Source organism: Xenorhabdus lircayensis, from assembly GCF_016306625.1.
GTDB classification, from domain to species: domain Bacteria; phylum Pseudomonadota; class Gammaproteobacteria; order Enterobacterales; family Enterobacteriaceae; genus Xenorhabdus; species Xenorhabdus lircayensis.
The window spans coordinates 84144-106691 of record NZ_JACOII010000021.1 but is presented as its reverse complement, the minus strand read 5'-3'; the positions used below and the strand labels follow the sequence as shown (position 1 = coordinate 106691).

The 22548-nt window shown below is 42.5% G+C and carries 17 protein-coding genes, 1 pseudogene and 1 riboswitch; of the genes and pseudogenes, 11 read left to right on the top strand and 7 right to left on the bottom strand.

Annotation, left to right across the window (positions count from 1 at the left end):
* Window positions 1–44 precede the first annotated feature (44 nt).
* The 4 genes and pseudogenes from H8A87_RS04045 to H8A87_RS04030 all read left to right on the top strand — a co-directional run bounded on the left by H8A87_RS04045 (window position 45) and on the right by H8A87_RS04030 (window position 6454).
* Window positions 45–962 carry a ChaN family lipoprotein gene (locus tag H8A87_RS04045; protein WP_198688701.1) on the top strand — a complete coding sequence of 306 codons (918 nt, stop codon included), beginning with the start codon at window positions 45–47 and terminating at the stop codon, window positions 960–962.
* 112 nt (window positions 963–1074) lie between these two features.
* Window positions 1075–1878, top strand: coding sequence for an energy transducer TonB family protein (locus H8A87_RS04040; protein ID WP_198688700.1), 804 nt, complete (start codon window positions 1075–1077; stop codon window positions 1876–1878).
* A 129-nt stretch (window positions 1879–2007) separates the two neighbouring features.
* A complete protein-coding gene (locus H8A87_RS04035; RefSeq protein WP_232370067.1) occupies window positions 2008–4065 on the top strand; it encodes a S9 family peptidase in 2058 nt (685 codons plus the stop codon).
* 115 nt (window positions 4066–4180) lie between these two features.
* A pseudogene (locus H8A87_RS04030) lies at window positions 4181–6454 on the top strand (TonB-dependent receptor domain-containing protein).
* Window positions 6455–6512: 58 nt separating this feature from the next.
* Here the strand turns inward: H8A87_RS04030 and xseA are convergent.
* On the bottom strand, window positions 6513–7880 hold the full coding sequence (gene xseA, locus H8A87_RS04025) for an exodeoxyribonuclease VII large subunit (protein ID WP_198688699.1): 1368 nt from the start codon (window positions 7878–7880) through the stop codon (window positions 6513–6515).
* A gap of 173 nt (window positions 7881–8053) precedes the next feature.
* On the opposite strand from xseA, the gene guaB reads away from it, so the two are divergent.
* The 6 genes from guaB to uhpC all read left to right on the top strand — a co-directional run bounded on the left by guaB (window position 8054) and on the right by uhpC (window position 16604).
* Entirely contained in the window at window positions 8054–9520 is a 1467-nt protein-coding gene (guaB, locus tag H8A87_RS04020; RefSeq protein ID WP_198688698.1) for an IMP dehydrogenase, read from the top strand.
* A 78-nt stretch (window positions 9521–9598) separates the two neighbouring features.
* The gene (gene guaA / locus H8A87_RS04015; protein WP_198688697.1) at window positions 9599–11176 is read left to right on the top strand and encodes a glutamine-hydrolyzing GMP synthase; all 1578 of its coding nucleotides are present in this window, start codon (window positions 9599–9601) and stop codon (window positions 11174–11176) included.
* A 437-nt stretch (window positions 11177–11613) separates the two neighbouring features.
* Window positions 11614–12990, top strand: a complete 1377-nt coding sequence (gene uhpT, locus H8A87_RS04010; protein ID WP_198688696.1) for a hexose-6-phosphate:phosphate antiporter — start codon at window positions 11614–11616, stop codon at window positions 12988–12990.
* Window positions 12991–13134: 144 nt separating this feature from the next.
* A complete protein-coding gene (gene uhpA, locus H8A87_RS04005; protein WP_198688695.1) occupies window positions 13135–13743 on the top strand; it encodes a transcriptional regulator UhpA in 609 nt (202 codons plus the stop codon).
* 11 nt (window positions 13744–13754) lie between these two features.
* Window positions 13755–15266 carry a signal transduction histidine-protein kinase/phosphatase UhpB gene (uhpB, locus tag H8A87_RS04000; protein ID WP_232370056.1) on the top strand — a complete coding sequence of 504 codons (1512 nt, stop codon included), beginning with the start codon at window positions 13755–13757 and terminating at the stop codon, window positions 15264–15266.
* A 9-nt stretch (window positions 15267–15275) separates the two neighbouring features.
* Window positions 15276–16604, top strand: coding sequence for an MFS transporter (uhpC, locus tag H8A87_RS03995; RefSeq protein WP_198688693.1), 1329 nt, complete (start codon window positions 15276–15278; stop codon window positions 16602–16604).
* Between the two features lie 36 nt (window positions 16605–16640).
* Here uhpC and H8A87_RS03990 read toward each other — a convergent pair whose 3' ends face one another.
* Window positions 16641–17207, bottom strand: coding sequence for a GNAT family N-acetyltransferase (locus tag H8A87_RS03990; RefSeq protein ID WP_198688760.1), 567 nt, complete (start codon window positions 17205–17207; stop codon window positions 16641–16643).
* Between the two features lie 159 nt (window positions 17208–17366).
* Here H8A87_RS03990 and rlmA point away from each other — a divergent pair, with 159 nt between their 5' ends.
* A complete protein-coding gene (gene rlmA / locus H8A87_RS03985; protein WP_198688692.1) occupies window positions 17367–18182 on the top strand; it encodes a 23S rRNA (guanine(745)-N(1))-methyltransferase in 816 nt (271 codons plus the stop codon).
* A 107-nt stretch (window positions 18183–18289) separates the two neighbouring features.
* Here the strand turns inward: rlmA and mntP are convergent, their stop codons facing one another.
* The 5 genes from mntP to manX all read right to left on the bottom strand — a co-directional run bounded on the left by mntP (window position 18290) and on the right by manX (window position 22472).
* Window positions 18290–18874 carry a manganese efflux pump MntP gene (gene mntP / locus H8A87_RS03980; protein WP_198688759.1) on the bottom strand — a complete coding sequence of 195 codons (585 nt, stop codon included), beginning with the start codon at window positions 18872–18874 and terminating at the stop codon, window positions 18290–18292.
* A gap of 94 nt (window positions 18875–18968) precedes the next feature.
* A riboswitch (yybP-ykoY riboswitch) is annotated at window positions 18969–19086 on the bottom strand.
* A 74-nt stretch (window positions 19087–19160) separates the two neighbouring features.
* Window positions 19161–19619: a DUF986 family protein gene (locus tag H8A87_RS03975; RefSeq protein WP_198688691.1), complete on the bottom strand. Its 459-nt coding sequence runs from the start codon at window positions 19617–19619 to the stop codon at window positions 19161–19163.
* 126 nt (window positions 19620–19745) lie between these two features.
* On the bottom strand, window positions 19746–20594 hold the full coding sequence (locus H8A87_RS03970) for a PTS mannose transporter subunit IID (RefSeq protein WP_408646859.1): 849 nt from the start codon (window positions 20592–20594) through the stop codon (window positions 19746–19748).
* Between the two features lie 13 nt (window positions 20595–20607).
* Window positions 20608–21408: a PTS mannose/fructose/sorbose transporter subunit IIC gene (locus tag H8A87_RS03965; protein WP_198688689.1), complete on the bottom strand. Its 801-nt coding sequence runs from the start codon at window positions 21406–21408 to the stop codon at window positions 20608–20610.
* Between the two features lie 83 nt (window positions 21409–21491).
* Window positions 21492–22472: a PTS mannose transporter subunit IIAB gene (gene manX / locus H8A87_RS03960; protein ID WP_198688688.1), complete on the bottom strand. Its 981-nt coding sequence runs from the start codon at window positions 22470–22472 to the stop codon at window positions 21492–21494.
* Between the last annotated feature and the right edge of the window lie 76 nt (window positions 22473–22548).

Genomic DNA, 22548 nt, shown 5'->3' with positions numbered 1-22548 from the left:
TATCTATAATATGCGGCCAATTTTTCTTTTGATAATGAATGCTCATGAAAACATCTACCCGCATAAAATCGACATTTTTAGTTTGTTCTCTTCTGCTTGGTGGTTGTGTGCTCGGAGGTTGTTCCGTAGCGCAAAACGATGCCAAAAACACCTCTCAAAAGGCATTTCAAGTTCTTTCTGGCGAACTGATGCAATCCGGTGCATTGCTTGATATGAAAACAGGGAAAGCAATCACTCCCGATGAACTGCTTGAGCAACTGGCGAGCTATCCTCGCGTTGTTGTTGGTGAAAAACACGATAATCCTTACCATCACCAGATAGAGTTATGGTTGGTACAACAACTTGGGCAAAAACGTCCCCACGGCTCTGTATTACTAGAAATGATTAACCCAGACCAGCAAGAAAAAGTGAATAAAGTTAAAAGCTGGCTACAAGGTAATCCGATTGTCAGGGATGAACGGATCCAACAATTATTGGCATGGCAACAGGGCTGGCCGTGGAAATGGTATGGTGATTTGGTTATGGAGCTGATGAAAGCCCCTTATCCATTGTTGGCAGCCAATCTGGATCGCAGTGAAATCGATCAGGCATACAAAAACCACAAGGCTGGAGATAACACTTCTCTGGTTTCTGATGATGTCAAAAAACTGATCGAAAAAACGATTAAAAACTCCCACGGTGGGGATATAGACGAGCAACACCTCTCAGCTATGAGCAAAATTCAACAAATGCGTGACCAACGAATGGCAGAACAATTGGTTAAAGCACCATCACCTGCTCTGTTATATGCGGGGGGATATCATGCGGTAAAAGCCATGGGGGTGCCTCAACATGTGAAGAAAATAGCGCCAAATGAAAAAATGGTTGTATTCGTTATTGCAGAACAGGGCGTTTCGTTGAACAGCGAATATGCTGATTTTGTCTGGTTTACGCCAAAAGTGAGTGAAAATATAACCAAATAATAGTAGATATCACAAGGAAGTGCATAACTAATAAATAAAAATAGTTTTCATTTATATATACAATTGATTATCATTCCCACTAATTTACTATTGACATAATGTGCTATAAGAGATGTTGACGTACAACACGTATCAAAATGCTCACACTGGTCACGTGACAAAATCCTTTCTTGCTGCGATCACTCTTCATGCCTTGTTGGTAGGCTGGCTAGTCTACAAACCTAAGGATGTTGATATTGAGGAATTTCTGCCTCCGCCTGCGGTTATGGTAGAACTGTCAACGCAGACAGAAGCAATACATAAGGTACAAAATCAGCCGATTGGCATTGAACAGCAGTTATCTACAACCAGTAAACAGCAGGAAAGCAAGGTTGATGAAGTTAACATGCCGAAATTGGATGTAAATGAAAATGCCCTGCTGCTGGTGCATAAACAGAAGAAAAAACAGAAAGAGCAAGATCCCCCGAAAAACACACAGCCAGTCAAACGTGTAAAAGCAAAAGAGCAGGAAAGTGAGAAATCTCGCAGTAGTGCGGCACCCACAACCAGTAGTGCAACAGCAAATAATGTGACCGTTCGCACCGCTGCATCTTATGAAAGTAATTCGAATGCCATTGCTGATGCCAAAGCAGTGTGGCAGGCAGAAGTTACCGGGCACTTGAACCGCTATAAAAAATATCCAGATGATGCTCAGAGAAGGAAACGAACAGGGCGTCCGATAGTGAGATTTACGGTTAATCAACTGGGAGTCGTGATTGACAGTGAATTAACTCGTCGTTCAGGGACTAATTCACTCGACAGGGAAGCAAGGATGGTGTTGGAAAGGGCACAGCCTTTACCTACACCGCCCGACGTCATTTTAACTAATGGCAGGATTACGGTTGAATTGCCGGTTGATTTTTCTTTGTCTCAATAAAAATATAGGATTGATGGCATGCCACAGTATAAAAAAACAACAGCGGGCAGTAAAAGAATAGTGCTTGGCTTTTTGCTGGGTGGTAGTTTGTTGAGTAATAGTTTTACCACTATCGCAATGGAGGAAAATATGGTGCCACCTATGGCTACAAAACAGCCGTATAAGATGGAGATTCACGGAGATGCCCGCGTCGATAATTACTATTGGCTGCGTGATGACAACCGTCAGGACAAAAACGTCATTGATTACTTAACGGCTGAAAATCGGTATACCGAACAAGCGCTGAAGTCGGGTCAGGAATTGCGTGAAACCCTGTATAAAGAAATGACTGACAGGATGAGTAAAGAAGATCAGTCAGTTCCTTATACCTATAATGGGTATGTCTATCGTACCGTTTATGAGGCAGGAAAAGATTTCCCGATCTATCAGCGCAAGCCTGCCGATAATTCAATTGACTGGCAGGTGATGGTTGATGGCAACGAGCGAGCAAAAGGCCATAAATTTTATCAAATTGGCGGATTTGCGGTTACGTTGGATAACAAACGTATCGCTGTGGCAGAAGATACTCAAGGGCGCCGTAACTATAATATCTCATTTAAAAACTTTGATGATGCTGACTGGCAGAACGATGTTATAGAAAACACCTCTGGCAATATTTTGTGGGCAAATGACGGCAACACACTGTTTTATGTTCGCAGAGATCCACAAACTTTGCTGCCTTATCAGTTATTCAGCCATCAATATGGCACTGATACCAAACAAGATAAAAAAGTCTATCAGGAAGAAGATGATCGCTTCTATCTGTCGATTTCAGAAAGTACCTCGCTTGATTATATTTTGATCTCGAGTGCCAGTTATTCGACTTCAGAATATCGACTGATTGATGCCAATAATCCACAATCGGAACCGCAGGTTTTCTCTGCCCGTCAGGCGGAGCGTGAATATGATCTCGAGCATTTCCGTGGACAATTCTATATTCGTTCGAACCATGAAGCCCCATTGTTTGGTTTATATCGCACAGATGCCATTAATAAGCCGTGGGAAACTGTGATTGCGCCACAGGAAAATACGGATCTGGAAAATTTTGAGCTGTTCAACAATTGGTTGGTTGTACAGGAACGTACCAAAGGATTATCGTCAATCCGTCAGATTGATTGGAAAACTAAGCAGGAAAAACGCGTTCAATTTGATGATCCAGCCTACATGGCATCGTTGAGCTATAACCCAGAGCCAGATACTAATTTACTGCGCTATAGCTATTCATCCATGACAACGCCAAGTTCAGTATTCCAGTGGGATATGCAAACAGGTGAGCGTGAACTGTTGAAGCAGCAAGAAGTCAAAGGGTTCAACAAAGAAAACTATGAAAGCCAGCGTATTTGGATAAAAGCCCGTGATGGAGTAGAAGTTCCCGTTTCTCTGGTGTACCGCAAATCCCTGTTCAAGAAAGGTGAGAACCCGATCCTGATTTATGGTTATGGTTCTTATGGTATCAGCATGGACCCTTATTTTAGTTCTCCACTGTTGAGTTTACTGGATCGCGGCTTTGTGTATGCGTTAGTGCATGTGCGTGGTGGTGGCGATTTGGGTAAAAATTGGTATTTGCAAGGTAAAATCGCTAATAAGATGAACAGCTTCCACGATTTCATCGATGCGACCAAGACATTGATTGCGGATGGTTATGGTGATAGCAAACGCGTTTATGCTGAAGGTGGCAGCGCAGGAGGCTTATTAATGGGAACAGTCATTAATCAGGCTCCAGAGTTATACCGTGGAGTAATTGCGAAAGTGCCTTTTGTGGATGCTTTGACAACCATGCTCGACTCAACCATTCCATTGACAACGGGTGAATATGAAGAGTGGGGTAATCCAAATAATAAAGAAGATTACTTCCGTATTAAATCCTATAGCCCTTATGACAATATTAAACCTCAGCGCTATCCTCATTTGTTGGTTACAACAGGTTTGCATGATTCTCAGGTACAATATTGGGAACCTGCAAAATGGGTGGCGAAATTAAGGGAAATGAAACAAGGTGATAGTCTCTTATTATTGGAGACAAATATGGATACTGGACACGGTGGAAAATCTGGGCGCTTTAATCGTATAAATGATATTGCCTTCGATTACAGTTTTCTATTGATGTTAGATAACGAAAAAATTTATTTTCCGGAATTAAAAGACTAATAAAAAATATATTTATCACCCATGATACTGATAATTTTTATCAGTATCATGGGTATCTTATACATAAATTTGTGAAGCAATGTGAGCAGCAATAAATATTCTTCTATTTAGGGTAATGGTAATGAAAATTGTGGCAAAAATAGCTGGAGCCAGCGCAGTGCTGATTGGGCTTCAGGGGATCGCTTATGCTGAAAATACGAATGACAATAAAAAAGAAAAAGTCATGCGGTTCAGCAGCCTGAAAGTTTCAGGTGCTCAGGATAATAATAATTCCCCGGAAGTTTAGGCAATGGAAAAACCCGGTTCTTATAGTTCCGTGGGTGAAGATAATAAATTGGAGTCCGTAGATAGCGTATTACGTAGCTTGCCGGGAAGTTATACTCAAATGGATGCAAGCCAAGGGCAAGGGATCGTGAGTGTTAATATTCGTGGTTTAAGTGGCTTCGGTCGCGTTAATATGATGGTGGATGGTGTTAGCCAGAGTTTTTATGGTTCTTCACCCAGTGAATTCGCGCATGGTGCACAGTCTTATAGCCAATTTGGGGCATTAATTGATCCCAATTTTATTGTTCGTGTTGATGTTGCTCGAGGGCAAGCTGATGACGCTGATTCCATAAATGCCTTAGTTGGAAGTGCTAATTTCCACACAATTGGTGTTGATGATGTGGTATTCGAGGGCAATAATCTGGGAGTACGTACTAAATGGGCATATGGTAACAATGGCATCGGCCGAAGTGGTATGATGGCTGTTGCAGGAAAAACACAAGCATTCAGCTCAGAAGGTTCTGTGGGAGCCATATTTGCTTTCAGTGGACACAATATTGAAGCTCATTATAGAAATGCTGATGGTATCAGTAGTGAGGAATTTGGTACAAGAAATACATTCAAACAAAAGCCAAATTCTCAATTGATGAAAATAAATATTAAACCAAATGATTTTCATGATTTGGAATTAAGTAGTCGCCTTTACCACAATAAATTTAACCGTCGTCATATTGATAATTATGATTATTATTTGAAATATCACTACACTCCATTTACTGAGTTGGTCGATACCAAAGTAATGCTCAGTACCAGCAATGGTCAACAAAGTTTTCACAATAAGTCGGTGGGGGTGTTGGGGGAGGGTGAATCAAAAAATAAATCCGATTCTGTCAATATTAGCAATACCAGCCGATTCAATTATGGTGATACTGATGTTTCGTTCACTCTTGGCAGTAAATGGATACTCACTGAATTTCGCAAAGAAATAGGTAAAAGTTCGGAAGATGAAAAGCAAGATAGGGATATGAGGGAAAATAATGCCTTTGCTTCAAGAGGCAAGCAAAACATTTCTAGCATTTATAGTAGACTGAAAATTGAACGTGGCATTTATTCCGCTGATCTGGGGCTGAATTATTTGGATTACAGAGTCAAAGGATTAAAACCAGCTTGTGATGAGCGTGTAAATTGTTTTCCACAGGGAAAGACACAGTTAAATCTAAAAGAGCGTGGATTTAATCCAAGTATCTTATTATCAGCAGAAATTATTCCTGAATTTCAACCTTTTGTAAGTTATACCCATTCAATGCGAGCACCAAATGCTCAAGAAATTTTCTATTCCAATGAAGGAGGGGCGTCTATGAACCCATTCTTGAAAGGGGAAAAAGCGGATACATATCAGATTGGATTCAATAGCTATCGTCCAGATTTAATTGTAAAAGGAGATATATTCCGTCTAAAAGCTGCTTTTTTCCATACTAAAATTAAGAATTATATCAGTAGTGAATCTTATTTAGTTTGTGCTTCAGGAAACATCTGTAAAAATGATGGAACTTTAACTGATGAAGATTGGAGTGGTGTCAATCCTAATTACAATATGTTTATTTACACTAATAGCTTAACGCCAATAAATATGCGTGGTTATGAACTTTCAGCAAAGTATGATGCTGGAATGTTTTATAGTTCATTGGCATATAGCCAGCAGAAAACACAACAACCTACTTCATTAGCGACATTCTATTTTGGAGGAAGCCCCGAGTCCCAATTACCAGAACGTTATTTGACATTGGATACGGGAGCTCGTTTTTTGGATGAAAAACTTCGGATAGGAACCATTATAAAATATACAGGGCAATCTTATCATCAGAGTCCTGAAGATGAGCGAGATGATAATAATAGAATCGTAATGCAAAAATCAAACAAAATTCCAACAATTATTGATCTATATAGTGATTATCAGATTAACAAAAACCTATTAATTAAATTTTCTGTGCAAAACTTAACTAATCGAAACTATTCTGACGCATTGAACCGTATGAATTCGTCACCTATGATGAGTGAACAAAATGCTAAAACTCAAACTGCCCGTGGCAGAACCTACGTTATGGGTGCTGAAGTTCGCTTCTGATAAAGTTTAAATAGCCATATAGCGATAGCGGTGAATTTTCACCGCTATTTCTCTAAATCTATTTTGATTTATTTCTCTTTCTTACTTTTGTAACTTGCGTTACCTGACTCTCAACCCAGCCATCCTGCAACCGTGTTTTCAGCGTATCACCCGCTTTCACCTGCTTAACCTGCTTCAATAACTTTCCATCAGGTGCTTCGCTGATACTATAACCGCGACTCAATGTTGCCAGCGGGCTCACGGCTTCTATTCGCGAACAGGAAACAGCAAACTTTTCCCGATAACGCCCTAATTGCCGCTCAATAGCCTGTTTTAAACGGAAATCAAATTGCTGGATAGATTGGCTGTAGTGCCGAATTTCCCGCTCAGGATGCGTCTGTAAAAATCGTTGATTCAATTTCTCATATGAAGTTGAATTCTGTTTCAGACAACGTAACAAACTATCAATCAACTTTTGGCGTAATTCTGCCAGATGATTCTGCTGACGAGCCAATCGTAAATCAGGACGTTGCTGCTGGAGACGGTGCTGCAATACATTAAACACCCGCTGCTTCTGGGCAAAGAAGTAATCCATTGCCATTTCAAGGCGTTGTTGTAAGGATTGAATTTGCCGTAATAACTCGATTTGATTACGGCTAACTAACTCTGCCGCCGCAGAAGGCGTAGGAGCACGTAGATCAGCGACAAAATCTGCAATTGTCACATCGGTTTCATGTCCGACAGCACTGACGATGGGAATACGGCTTTGGAATATCGCCCGTGCAACTTGCTCATCATTGAAGCACCATAAATCTTCCAATGATCCTCCGCCACGCCCGACAATCAGAACATCACACTCTTGTCGTGCATTTGCCAGTTCAATCGCCCGAATAATTTGCAATGGTGCATCGGCGCCCTGAACCGCAGTGGGATAGATGATAATTGGCAGCGAGGGATCACGGCGTTTCAAGATATTCAGAATATCGTGCAGTGCTGCGCCACTGGCGGAAGTGATGATACCGAGTCGTTTTGCGGGAGAGGGCAGTGGTTTTTTATGAATCTGATCAAATAACCCTTCTGCGGCGAGTTTTTGCTTCAATGCTTCAAATTGCTGTTGTAGCAGCCCGTCACCGGCAGGTTGGATACTCTCCACAATCAGTTGATAGTCACCCCGAGGCTCATACAGCGTAATTTGAGCCCGAACCAACACTTGTTGACCATTTTGTGGGCGAAATGTTGCCTTCAGATTGTGACTTCGAAACATAGCGGCACGGATTTGTGCCCGCTCATCTTTTAAGGTGAAGTACCAATGTCCTGATGATGGCTGAGAAAAATTGGACATTTCGGCTGATAACCAAACTCGGCCCATTTCCAGCTCCAATAGCTGACGGACAGTCTGATTTAGACGGCTAACAGAAAAAATTCCGATGTTGGCAGGTAGTGACATGTGAGCTAGATCAAATTTTAAAACAAGGAGTTAATTAACTGATATTAATCTCCTCGCATCACTAATCAAGAATTTTTTTCAAAAAATGCTGGAGGCAACCGATTCCGGCCTGTATAATGCCGCGGCAATATTTTATCCCTCTTATTGCCCCATTGCTTGGTGAGATATTGCCCATGTTACGAATTAAAAAAGAAGCATTAACTTTTGACGATGTTTTGTTGGTTCCTGCCCATTCTACAGTCCTGCCTAACACAGCAGATCTGTCCACTCAATTAACTTCTACCATTCGCCTGAACGTTCCTATGCTTTCTGCAGCCATGGATACCGTAACGGAATCTTCACTGGCAATCGCACTGGCACAGGAAGGGGGCATTGGCTTCATTCATAAAAATATGTCAATCGAGCGTCAGGCTGAAGAAGTCAGCCGTGTGAAGAAGCACGAAAGCGGTGTTGTTACTGATCCTGTTACTGTAACGCCACAAACTACTCTGCGTGAAGTCCACGAACTGACTGAACGTAATGGTTTTGCAGGTTATCCAGTTGTGACAGAAGCGAATGAATTAGTCGGTATTATTACTGGTCGTGATGTACGTTTTGTTACTGATCTGGATCAGCCAGTGACTGCGGTGATGACGTCGAAAGAACGTCTGGTGACAGTAAAAGAAGGCGAAGCCCGTGAAGTTGTCTTGCATAAAATGCACGAACAACGTGTTGAGAAAGCGCTGGTTGTTGATGATAGCTTCCACTTGCTCGGCATGATTACGGTAAAAGATTTCCAGAAAGCAGAACGTAAACCAAACGCGTGTAAAGATGAGCAGGGTCGTCTGCGTGTTGGTGCTGCGGTTGGTGCAGGTGCTGGCAACGAAGAGCGTGTCGATGCATTGGTCGCTGCGGGTGTGGATATACTGCTTATCGACTCTTCCCACGGCCATTCTGAAGGTGTTTTGCAGCGTATTCGTGAAACTCGTGCTAAATACCCTGATCTGCAAATCATCGGTGGTAACGTAGCGACTGGCGAAGGTGCTAAGGCACTGATGGATGCGGGTGTGAATGCGGTAAAAGTGGGTATCGGACCAGGTTCTATCTGTACGACCCGTATCGTGACGGGTGTTGGTGTTCCTCAAATTACTGCGATCGCAGATGCGGTTGAAGCGTTGGAAGGTACTGGTATTCCTGTGATTGCGGATGGTGGTATCCGTTTCTCTGGTGATATTGCCAAAGCGATTGCGGCGGGTGCGGCATGTGTGATGGTAGGTTCAATGCTGGCAGGCACAGAAGAATCCCCAGGCGAAATCGAACTTTATCAAGGCCGTTCGTTCAAATCTTACCGCGGTATGGGTTCTCTGGGCGCGATGTCCAAAGGCTCTTCTGACCGTTATTTCCAGACTGATAACGCAGCTGACAAATTGGTGCCAGAAGGCATCGAAGGTCGTGTGGCTTACAAAGGTCTGTTGAAAAGCATTGTTCACCAGCAGATGGGCGGCTTGCGTTCCTGTATGGGTCTGACCGGTTGTGCAACCATTGATGAACTGAGAACTAAAGCAGAATTTGTTCGTATCAGTGGTGCAGGTATTCAGGAAAGTCACGTTCATGACGTGACGATCACTAAAGAATCACCAAACTATCGTTTAGGTCTGTAATCTATTTAGGGTGGCCCGTCATCGGGTCACTGACTTTTTTATTTTTTAATTGCCACTTGTTTTTGGAATTCACCTCAAATGACAACTAATATCTATCAGCATCGCATTCTGATCCTTGATTTTGGTTCGCAATATACCCAGCTCATTGCCCGCCGTATTCGTGAAATTGGTGTTTATTGTGAACTTTGGACATGGAATGTCACTGAAGAGCAAATCCGCGAATTTAACCCGAGCGGCATTATCCTTTCTGGTGGACCGGAGAGCACAACCGAGCACGACAGCCCACGTGCGCCGGAATATGTTTTCAATGCAGGAGTACCGGTACTGGGGATCTGTTATGGCATGCAAACCATGTCCATGCAATTGGGGGGTCAAGTTTCCAATTCTGATGAGCGTGAATTTGGCTATGCTCAGGTTGAGATCAAAAATGACTGCGAATTATTCCGCGGTATTCAGGATGCTCTGAGCGAAGCCGACAAACCTTTGCTGGATGTATGGATGAGTCATGGTGACAAAGTGACAGGAATCCCAGCTGATTTCACCACCGTTGCCAGCACCGATACCTGCCCGTTTGCCATTATGGCCAATGATGAAAAGCGTTTTTATGGCGTGCAATTCCACCCAGAAGTGACTCATACTCATCAAGGCTTGAATATCCTGAAACGTTTCGTGCTGGATATCTGTCAATGTGAAGCACTGTGGACACCGGCTTCCATCATTGACGATATCGTAGAACGTCTGCGTGCACAGATTGGTGATGACCAAGTGATTTTGGCTCTGTCTGGCGGTGTAGATTCATCCGTCACTGCACTGTTGCTGAATCGCGCGATTGGTCAGCGCCTGACTTGCGTCTTCGTAGACAATGGTTTGTTGCGTCTGAATGAAGCGGATCAGGTGATGGAGATGTTTGAGGGAAAATTTGACCTGAACATCATTCATGTTAAAGCGGAAGAGCGTTTCCTGTCTGCGCTGGCGGGGATTGATGAGCCAGAAGCTAAACGCAAAACCATCGGTCATGTCTTTATTGATGTGTTTGATGAAGAAGCATCGAAACAAACTCAGGTTAACTGGCTGGCACAGGGCACAATTTACCCAGACGTTATCGAGTCTGCGGCATCTGCGACGGGTAATGCCCACGTCATTAAATCTCACCATAATGTGGGTGGCCTGCCAGAAGACATGAAACTGGGGCTGGTTGAACCGCTGAAAGAGTTGTTCAAAGACGAAGTTCGCCGTATCGGTCTGGAACTGGGTCTGCCATATGACATGCTGTATCGCCATCCATTCCCAGGCCCAGGTCTTGGTGTTCGCGTATTGGGTGAAGTGAAGAAAGAATATTGTGATTTGCTGCGTCGTGCTGATGCTATCTTCATCGAAGAACTGCATAAAGCGGATCTGTACAATAAAGTTAGCCAGGCATTTACTGTATTCCTGCCAGTCCGTTCTGTGGGTGTTATGGGTGATGGTCGTAAATACGACTGGGTTGTTTCCCTGCGTGCGGTAGAAACTATCGACTTTATGACTGCTCACTGGGCACATCTGCCATATGATTTCTTGGGTCGTGTATCGAACAGAATCATTAATGAAGTCGATGGCATCTCGCGGGTAGTCTATGATATCAGTGGTAAGCCACCCGCGACAATTGAGTGGGAATGATTTAAAGCCTTACCAAGCCTAACCGAATCATGATGATTTTCTAATTAAGACCCTGAAATCAGGGTCTTTTACTTTAGTTGCATTTTGTTAGTCAGTAGTTGAGTTTATATAAATTCGATAACTGTGTTGGAATAGGTTAATTCCAGACTTTATCATTAAGTGAGACTCATACCATTGGGGTGGATATTTTGGTGTGGCAATCATTCTTTGCTTAACAAAGAGTGTGATTCCTTTCACGCTTTACGTTCGAATAGAGCAAAACTAAGAAAAATTCCTAGTTCAACTAAGACCGTAGCTCAAGCCAAACTTTTTCCAGTTTCTTAAACTGCTGGGTAATAACAATACCTACGAAAACTTTCGCTTTCTTGCGGTTTGCCTTTTTTATTTCCACCTGCATCAAAAAGGCTCTTCTTCTCGTGATTATCTAGGGATTTCACATGATTAAAATTCTAGAACAAATTCGTAAGCCGACGCTGGATCTTCCAGTGGCAGTACGCCGTAAAATGTGGTTTAAGCCATTTATGCAGTCGTACTTGGTGGTTTTCATCGGCTATATGGCCATGTATCTGGTACGTAAAAACTTTAACATAGCCCAAAACGATATGATCTCGACTTACGGTTTGTCGATGACGCAGTTGGGCTTGATAGGGTTGGGATTTTCTATCACTTATGGTATCGGTAAGACCGTTGTTGCTTACTATGCAGACGGTAAAAATACCAAACAATTCCTGCCATTCATGCTGATTCTATCTGGCCTTGCCATGTTAGGTTTCAGTATGAGTATGGGTAATTCCAGCGTCAGCATTTTCCTGATGGTGGCATGTTATGCATTGAGTGGTTTTTTCCAAAGTATAGGTGGGCCCGCAAGCTATTCCACCATTACGAAATGGACTCCCCGTAATAAGCGTGGAACTTATCTTGGCCTGTGGAATCTATCACATAACGTAGGTGGCGCTGCTGCTGCTGGGGTCGCACTATTCGGTGCCAACTATTTCTTTAATGGTCATGTGATAGGGATGTTCATTTTCCCTTCTATCATTGCGTTGATCATTGGTTTTATCGGATTACGTTATGGTAGTGATTCACCAGAAAGTTACGGTTTGGGTAAGGTTGAAGAGTTATTTGATGAAGCTGTTAGCGAAGAAGATATCGCGGCAGAAGAAAGTCAAATGACCAAACGAGAGATCTTTGTTGAATATATATTAAAAAACAAAGTGATTTGGTTACTCTGTTTTGCCAATATTTTCCTTTATATCGTGCGCATTGGTATTGACCAATGGTCAACAGTGTATGGGTATCAAGTACTGGGACAATCAAAAGAAACTGCTATCACTGGTTTTACCATGTTCGAAGTTGGGGCGTTGATCGGTACATTGATGTGGGGGTATTTGTCAGATTTGGCGAATGGACGTCGTGCTCTGGTTGCCTGTTTCTCGTTAGGTTTGATTATTGTCTGTCTTGAATTCTATCAGAATGCTACCAGTGAATTCATGTACTTGGGTTCTCTGTTTGTACTCGGTTTCTTGGTGTTTGGCCCACAATTGTTGATTGGTGTGGCTGCTGTTGGTTTCGTACCGAAAAAAGCGATCAGCGTTGCCGATGGTGTTAAAGGGACTTTTGCTTACTTAATCGGTGACAGTTTTGCCAAGCTCGGTTTGGGTATGATTGCCGATGGTGTACCTATCTTTGGTTTGACTGGTTGGAAAGGAACGTTTGTTGCTCTTGATGTCTCAGCATTTGTCTGCCTTAGCTTGCTTGTTTTTGTGGCGATTGCGGAAGAGAGAAAGATCCGGAAAAGTAAGAAAGTACAGTAAATCACGTTGAAAGAATATTCCGATGCTGCTGTGTATTCACAGTAGCATTTTCTTATCACCTTTACTCTAACGCCCTAGATCTATTGCGAAGCTATATCAATAAGGGTAGTTTAGTCCGATTCTCTAATTCGATAATAAATAGTGATGATTAAAGTAGCATTGGTCGATGATCATGTTGTTGTACGTTCGGGGTTCGCTCAATTACTGAATCTAGAAGCCGATATTGAAGTGGTGGGTGAATTCAGCTCATGTGCTGAAGCTAGGCAAGGACTGCCAGGATCAGGAGCAACAGTTTGTATTCTTGATATTTCGATGAAAGATGAAAGTGGGCTTTCACTACTGCAAGATCTCCCTTCGGGCATTACCTGCATTATGTTGAGCGTTCATGATTCTGCCACGATGGTGGAAAATGCCTTGAAGGCCGGTGCACGTGGTTATCTCAGCAAACGTTGTAGCCCAGATGAATTGATTCAGGCGGTGCGTACCACGGCAAATAATGGTTGTTATCTCACTCCGGACATTGTACTTAAATTGACGTCATCAAAAAGCAATCTGGCTTCATTGGATCATCTGACTAAACGGGAGAGACAAGTAGGGGAGATGCTGGCCAGTGGTATGGATGTCAAGGCGGTAGCGGCTGAATTGGGATTGAGCCATAAAACAGTACATGTCCATCGCGCTAATGCGATAAGTAAATTAGGGGTAACGAATAACGTTGGTCTGGCAAACTATTTCGCGACTAGTGATCTTTAATGCACCGATATATGATCAATTCATTTTGCGGCTGGTTGCTGTTTTCTTGTTGGTGGTTTTGCTTATGGGTAATCGCCTACTATTTTGTCAATGACTCAGAGCTGGCTATCTTATTTTTTCCTTTTGCCTTGCGTCTCGGTATTGTATTGCATACCCCCAAGCGTTATTGGCCGACTGCTTATGGTGCAGAATGGGGATTAACCATTTGTTTGGCGCTGTTAATGGGGCAGCCGCAATGGTTTACAGTATTAACCGCTAGTATGGTCAGCCTTCCTATTGTTTGGTTTGCCAGTCGTTATTATTGCGGTAGTCAATGGCAGAGATTCACTGTAATGGCAAGTGTGATTCTGGCAACTTCTATCATTAATGTAGTGGCGATAAGTAACCATAATCCTGCCTTGATCATCGCGTTTTTGGTTAGTTTAACTGGCGGTGTCATGCTGGTTCCTCTGTGTTATTTAGTGTGGCACTACTTGTTCCAAAATATCTGGTTTCCTTTGACTGCCAATCTTGTATTACATCGGGTTCAGTTTCGTCTGCGCCACATTATTTTATATACTCTATTGTTTATACTGAATATTTTACTTCAAGTTTGTCTTCCGAATGAATTACGCTACTTTGCCCCATTTTGTCTGGCCATTCCCATTATCTTGTTGGCTTTTCGTTACGGCTGGCAAGGTGCTGTGCTCGGTACCTTATTGAACAGTATTGCATTGATTGCTGCACGCAGTGGTGTCTCGAATATGGAGATCACGGATCTACTGTTGTCACTTTTGGTTCAAACAATGACGGGGATCATGCTTGGTATGGCGGTTCAACGTCAGCGTGATCTCAATGCACAGTTACAGCGTCAACTACATTGTAATCACAGCCTATCCCGTCAGTTGGTGAAAGCAGAAGAATCGGTAAGACGGGAGATTGCACGAGAACTGCATGATGAAATTGGCCAGAATATTACCGCCATTCGTACACAGGCCAATATCATCCAACGGGTCGAAGTGGCACCAATTAGTTCTAATTGTGCCAAAACTATCGAATCGTTATCCCTTAATGTTTATGATACTACTAAAGGGCTGCTTAGTCGGTTGCGCCCTAAAATTCTTGATGATCTCGGCCTGAAAGAGGCAATTGAACAATTATTGCGGGATATGGAATTTGAAACTCACGGTATATTAGTGGAAATTCACTGGATAGCGGATTCTGCTGTGGCGATTGAACAATTGAGTGACACAACTAAAGTCACGTTATATCGTCTCTGTCAGGAAGCACTGAATAATGCATTGAAGTATTCTCAAGCGGATCGTATTGAACTGCATTTTTCTGTCAGGGGAATGATCCATTTATTGATCAAAGATAATGGCATTGGTTGTAAGGCCGAAGATCATATGAAAGGATTTGGTTTACGTGGTATGCGGGAACGTGTGCAGGCCCTTGGTGGCAAATTCTCAATTGATAGCGAAAAACGACAGGATGATTCGACATATTCGGGTACAGATTTGTCGATCACTTTACCTAAACTTTAAGACACGGTCATGACAGTTTTTTCTCAATCTAAGCAAGCGCATCAAAATCATTTGTCTGATGGTGAAATCCGAGAACAATACCGTTACTGGCGTTTGCATATTATGCTTAGCCTCTATGTAGGATATGCGCTGTTTTACTTTACTCGTAAAAGTTTTAGCTACGCGATGCCTGCCATGATAACCGATCTTGGTCTCGATAAAGGTGAGATTGGCCTTATCGGGACTTTGTTTTATATCACATATGGTTGTTCCAAATTTCTTTCTGGCATCATCTCAGATCGTTCCAACCCGCGCTATTTTATGGGAATAGGGCTAATTGCCACAGGTATTATCAATATCTTTTTTGGCCTGTCCAGCTCGATTGTAATGTTTACCTTTCTTTGGGTATTAAATGCGTGGTTTCAGGGATGGGGGTCGCCGTCATGCGCTAAATTGCTTACCAGTTGGTATTCTCGTTCAGAACGTGGGTTTTGGTGGTCATTATGGAACACTTCACATCATGTGGGTAGTGCATTGGTGGCATTGTTTGTTAGTTTTTTGACATGGCACTTTAGCTGGCGAGAAGGGTTTATTGTGCCAGGTTGTTTGGGTATTTTGGCTGGTATATTTTTATGCTGGCGATTACGTGACAAGCCGACCACCATGGGGCTACCGACCATCGGTCAATTTCGTAATGATCACTTGGAAAAGATGCAGGAAAGCCAAGGGCAGGGGTTAACCACCAGAGAAATACTGAAAACCTATGTTTTTCGTAATAAATACATTTGGTTGCTTTCGTTTAGTTATGTTCTGGTATACGTAGTTCGTACTGTTATTAACGATTGGGGAAATCTCTATCTGACGGAATACCATCATTATGATTTAGTGAGTGCAAACGCGGTATTATCACTTTTTGAAGTCGGTGGATTTATGGGATCACTGGTGGCTGGCTGGGGTTCAGATAGGTTGTTTGGTGGTAATCGTGGGCCGATGAATTTGTTATTCTCGATGGGAATTTTTTTGTCAGTGGCTGCTTTATGGTTAATGCCTGTGACGGGTTTGATTTTTCAATCAATTGGTTTTTTTACAATTGGTTTTTTTGTTTTTGGCCCGCAATTATTGATTGGGATGGCAGCCGCTGAATGTTCACATAAAGATTCGGCCGGTGCTGCAACAGGATTTGTCGGTCTTTTTGCTTATACAGGCGCTGCCCTTGCTGGTTATCCTTTTGCCATCATTTTAGAGCATTACCATTGGACGGGGCTGTTTATCACCATTTCTGCTTGCTCAGTAATGATAGGCTTATTATTGCTCCCGTTCCTGCAAGCTCAGTTTCCTAAGCAAAGAGTGCAGGATTAATGGTGATGTATTAAATGAATCAGCTCATTGTTATATTTAGTCACCTATATCAAGAATAGCGTTTCGGTTATCCCATTCATCTCTGGTTATTTCCCAAAATTCACAGTCATATTTTCCTGATACATATTCTTTTTCTTCCACTCTTAACAGTCTGGCCCCTTGTGCCAATGAGATTCTTTTTGAACGCTGATTAATACTGGCTTTTTGTGTTCTAAGGATGGGTTGTTCCAAGGTGTGAAACCAATAATTAGTGACTTTTTCACAGGCTTCGCGCATTAACCCTTGGCCTTGATGTTCCAGAGATAGCCAAAAACCTCTATTGTTATCCTGCTTATCATATAATCCGATCACACCAATCAACTCATCAGGATGGATCTTGGCCCTAATAGACCATAGCCATGCTTTTCCAGCTTGTATTGTAGGCAGAGCAACTTTGTTGATGAAGTATTCTGCGCCATCGTCGGGATAGGGCCAAGGAACTGCGCGGTTATCTAAGTATTTGACAATATCCCAATGAGGGAATTTTTGCTGAATTTGAGTGGCGTCATCATAAGCTAATTTTTTTAATAGAAGCCGCTTAGTCTCTAAATCGTCAAATGGCATATCGCTCTCGTCTTGTGAACAAAATGTGATTGTATTGTAATCAAAGACACTAAATTTAGTGTTGGGAATAGTCAACCTAGTTTCCCCAATTTAGTAAAATATGGCGTGTAAAACATGGTATAGTACGCCCCTGATTTTTTCCTATCTCATCGGAATGTTATGTCTTATCAATGTCCTTTATGCCACTCACCATTACTGTTTGCTCACCATCAATGGCGTTGCGAAAACAACCACCAGTTTGATTGCGCAAAAGAAGGGTACGTCAATTTGCTGCCCGTTCAGCATAAACGCTCTAAAGAGCCGGGTGATAGTGTGGAGATGATGCAGGCGAGAAGGGCATTTTTGCATTCTGGTCATTATCGGGCGCTGCAACAAAAGGTCATTGATCTGCTTAACGAATATTTGCCAGAAAGTGCTGAAACTCTACTGGATATTGGTTGCGGTGAAGGCTATTACACGGCTGCGGTGCAGGAACAATTAAATTTTCATCGAAATTTAGCGGTGTATGGATTGGATGTGGCGAAGGTTGCGGTTCGTTATGGTGCTAAACGTTACCCTAATGTTAATTTTTGCGTGGCATCCAGCCACCGGCTACCATTTTTGGATAGCTCACTGAACGGTATTTTTCGGATTTACGCCCCCTGCAAAGCAACAGAATTAGCTCGTGTGGTAAAACCACATGGTATTGTTTTGACGGTGACGCCAGGCCCACGTCATCTGTATCAATTGAAGGAGTTGATTTACCAGGAGGTGCATTTACATCCTGAAAATCATGAACAATGGGAAGGATTTGAATTAATTACGACGGAAACGCTGGTATATGCAATGTCATTGGATGGTGAACAAGCCCATAATTTATTGCAGATGACACCTTTTGCTTGGCCGGCTTCAGAAGAAGTTAAAGTTGATTTGATATCTAAAGAGCGATTTAATTGTGAAGCGGATTTCACGTTGAAAGTATATCGACGTATTTGATAGCAATAGTCTTACAATTATTTTATTAAGCATTAAATCTGGAGTAAATATATTCTTACTATTTACTCCAGATTATCTATTTCAGAGAATTGGATTGAGATAAGAAATTATTCCGCATACATAAATAGTTTAAGATGCTCGAATAATATATTTAAACCAATGATAATTAATATCAATCCACCAATCAATTCGGCCCTTTTACCCAACAGAGGTCCAATATAACGACCGATTAACATTCCCAGTGTGGCCATAATCATGGTCATGAGCCCGATCGCCATGGCTGTATGCAGAATATCAACTTGTAGGAAGGCAAGGCCGACACCAATTGCCATGGCATCCAGACTAGTTGCAATCGCAGTGAGAAATAATGTCACTGAACTATGACGTTGAGGAATGGTTTTACAGGCGGTTTCAGGCTCATTCTTGAAACTTTCAATAATCATGCGACAGCCAAGAATGAACAGTAATGAAAAAGCAATCCAATGATCCCACTCTATAATATATTGGCTGGCATACAGTCCCAATGACCAACCGATTAAAGGGGTACAAGCTTCAACCAGACCAAAGATGATACCTGTGCGGATGGCTTCACGGAAATGGGGGCGATGAAGGGAGGCTCCTTTTCCGACTGCAGCGGCAAAAGCATCCATAGAAAGTGCTAGTGCGAGAATAAGTGTTGCATAGAGATTCATCAAAACAGTCTCGGTTGGGTGATTCCATATACACATAACCGACCCCCAACCAAATGGTGCTGTTATGTGTCTATGGTCTTGCCAACCGATTTAGAGCCTCTATCTTATCAGGCTCTTTAGGCATTCGTACCACGTTTTATTTTAAACGAGTATGTTGATACGAATTTTCCAGAGACTCTCTGGAACAGGCTACTCCCCAATGACTGAAACGGACGATATCATATTCAGAGTAAAAGGCAAAAAATATTTTGTTATATTTTAAATATGAAATTGATAATAGTTATCATTATCTATTGTTCACAAGAAACTGATAAATTTTCTCTAAGTCATCCAGTTTTGTGACGGAGAGATATATTTTATTATGTTCTAACTCCATCATGAGAATACCATCTTCAGATAAATTCATTGCCTTAATACTTTCATAAGAAAAAAAACGGTTGGCATAATAAAGACCATGTTTTTTTAAGATCAATTTTGGTGAGCGAATATAACCCAGATGTAATGTCACCAAGATAATGAATGATAATAAATAGGTGGTGAACTGACTACCGTGCAATGTGACATTATTATAAATAATGATGGCAATCAAGACGATAAAGATCAGGGCATCAATCCGCTGTTTTCTTTTGAGTTTTATTTTTAACAACGTTTTGCCTTTGAGCTGATTGATAATAAATTCATCATAAATCGCAAAAGCGAGCATTAATACAATCAAAACTATTAGGATAATATCATTCAAGCTCATTTTTAATCTCTATTTTTCATATAGCTATATAGCACATGGGAGCTTTATAGTATATTTGCTTTTTCAATAAAGAAATGGGGAGGTTTTACCTCCCCATTGTATTGATATCATGCAGGAATATCAGATTTAGCCGAGGAAACCAAAATGGAAGCCGACGATCCCCAGAACGAAAAAGCCTACAATGATCCACAGCGGATTTACTTTCTTCCGCAGTAACCACATACAACCGAATGTTAATAACAATGGCATTAGGCCGGGCATTAATTGGTCAAGAATGGTTTGAACTGTAGTGACCTTTACCTCACCCGTGATAGGATCAGGCACTTCAGAAACTACTAGCGGAATATTCACTTTGGTCCATTTATTGACCAGTGCACCCATGACAAACAAGCCGAGAATTGACGCTCCTTCCGTCATTTTCTGCAAGAAGCCACCGCCCATGTCCTTAACGATATCCAGTCCCTTTTTATAACCATAAGCTACGCCGAAGTAGCGGGTGAGTAATCGTACTAAGTTAAACAGGATGAAAAATAGAATGGGTCCCATCAGGCTACCACTCATGGCAATACCTGCACCAAGGGCCGCAAATACCGGACGCACGGTTCCCCAGAAGATAGGGTCTCCTACGCCAGCTAAGGGACCCATTAAACCAACCTTGATACCGTTGATAGCACCGTCATCAATGTCGGCTCCATTGGCTCGTTGTTCTTCCATTGCCATGGTGACACCCAAAATAGGTGCTGCAACATAAGGATGAGTGTTAAAGAACTCCATATGTCGTTTGAGGGCTTGCTTCCTTTCTTCGGTATTCTCAGGGTACAGGCGACGAATGGCAGGTATCATTGAGAAACAGAAACCGAGCGCCTGCATACGTTCAAAGTTCCATGATCCTTGAAATAGGTTAGAGCGGAGGAAAACACCACGGATATCGCTCTGTGTCAGCTTTTTCTGACCCATTTTTGTTGTCTCTGACATGTTGTTCATCCTCTTAATCTAATTCGTTATCAAGGTCGTTTGAGGTATTTCCAGCAGAAACTGCTGCCTGTGATTGGTTGTATTTAGGGCTAAGCTGGATATACAGGATTGCCATAACGATACCAATCACACCTAATGCAACAAGGTTGAAGTTAGTGAAGGCGGCAGTGACGAAACCAAGGTAGAAAAATGGCATCAGATAACCTGCGCGCATCATGTTAATCACCATTGCATAACCGACAACGACGATCATGCCACCCGCGATATTCAGGCCGCTGGTGACCACTTGTGGAATGGAATTCAACATGTGTTGAACTTCAGAGGTTCCTACTGATACAGCAACAATCAGGGCAGGGATGGCGATTCGCATAGCCTGAAGCATCAGGGCTGAAATGTGAAGAACGCTGATCGCACGAAGATTACCGTTTTCGGCTGCTTTATCTGCTGCGTGCTGGAAGCCGACAGTCAGGGTACGGACGATGATGGTCAGAACTTGACCTGCCGCAGCCAGAGGAATAGCCAGAGCGATACCAGCACCGACATCCTGCCCACCCGCGATAACTAGAATGGTTGAAATGATGGACGCTAAAGCTGCATCGGGGGCGATGGCTGCACCGATATTCATCCATCCAAGAGCAATCATTTCGAGTGTACCACCGATGATGATGCCAGTTTTCATATCGCCAAGCACTAAGCCGACTAATGTACAGGCAATTAACGGACGGTGAAATTGAAATTCATCAAGAATGGAATCCATACCTGCGATACAGGCAACGATGAATATCAACACAAGTTGAACAACGGTAATTTCCATTATTTTTCTCCTATAACCAATTGTAATTTGGTAATAATTTTGTTATTGAGTAATGGTTAGTAAAATGACATCTGTTTTTGTTTTTAAACTTTTTTGAGCAGATCCATCATATTTAAACGGGTATCGCTGGAAACTTTGCGGGCTTCAAGTTCTATGCCACGAGAATCCAACTTCTCGAAAGATTCAATGTCAGCGCCATCAACGGAAATTGCGTTGTTGATTTGGGTTTTTCCTTGACGGAAAGCCATACCACCGATGTTAACGGACTCAAGAGTCACGCCACCTTCTACGATACGCAGGACATCTGTTGGGTTGGTGAATAACAACATGACGCGTTCACCGGCATATTTGGGGTTGTTGTAAACACGAACACACTTGGTAACGTCCACGACGTGCGCGCTGACACCGGGCGGTGCGACTTGTTTCAACAAGGTAGAACGAACAGTATCTTGAGCAACTTCATCACTGACTACAATGATACGTTTAACGTTAGTTTCTTTAGTCCAGCGGGTAGCAACTTGACCGTGGATAAGGCGATCGTCAATACGCGCAAGGGCTATCTTCATATGACCGCCTACTGTGGTTGCTGAAACAGTAGGCGCTGAAACAGGTGCGACGGCCGATGCTGCTGGCTTGGCCGGTTCAGGTTTTGCCGGTTCTTCAGCTTGTTCCGTTTTAAGAGCACGGATCCCTTCTTTCCCAGCTTCCAATGCAACAGAAACCAGTTCTTCCATGGATGGATTATCGTCACGGCACATGAAGGCTTCAACCAGCATCGGGACGTTTACACCGGTAATGATTTCGTAGTTGTCTTTGTCAACCACGATACGGTTTGCAGCATTGAATGGACTACCGCCCCAAGTATCGACGAAAAACAAAACCCCTTGCTCTGTGTCAAGAGGTTCTAGTTTTTTGTTGTATTTATCAAATAACGTATCAGCATTTTCACCAGGCACGAAGTCGATATAGGAAACGTTCTCCTGTTCCCCAATCAACATCTCTGCGGTATGAAGCAGTTGTTCTGCCGCCGCCCCATGTGTGCCAATCATAATGGCTATACTCACTTGTTTTCCCCTTTCTGTCACAATTGAACTCAGATCTACTGTAAGTTCACATTCAATATTTCTAATGTATTGAACT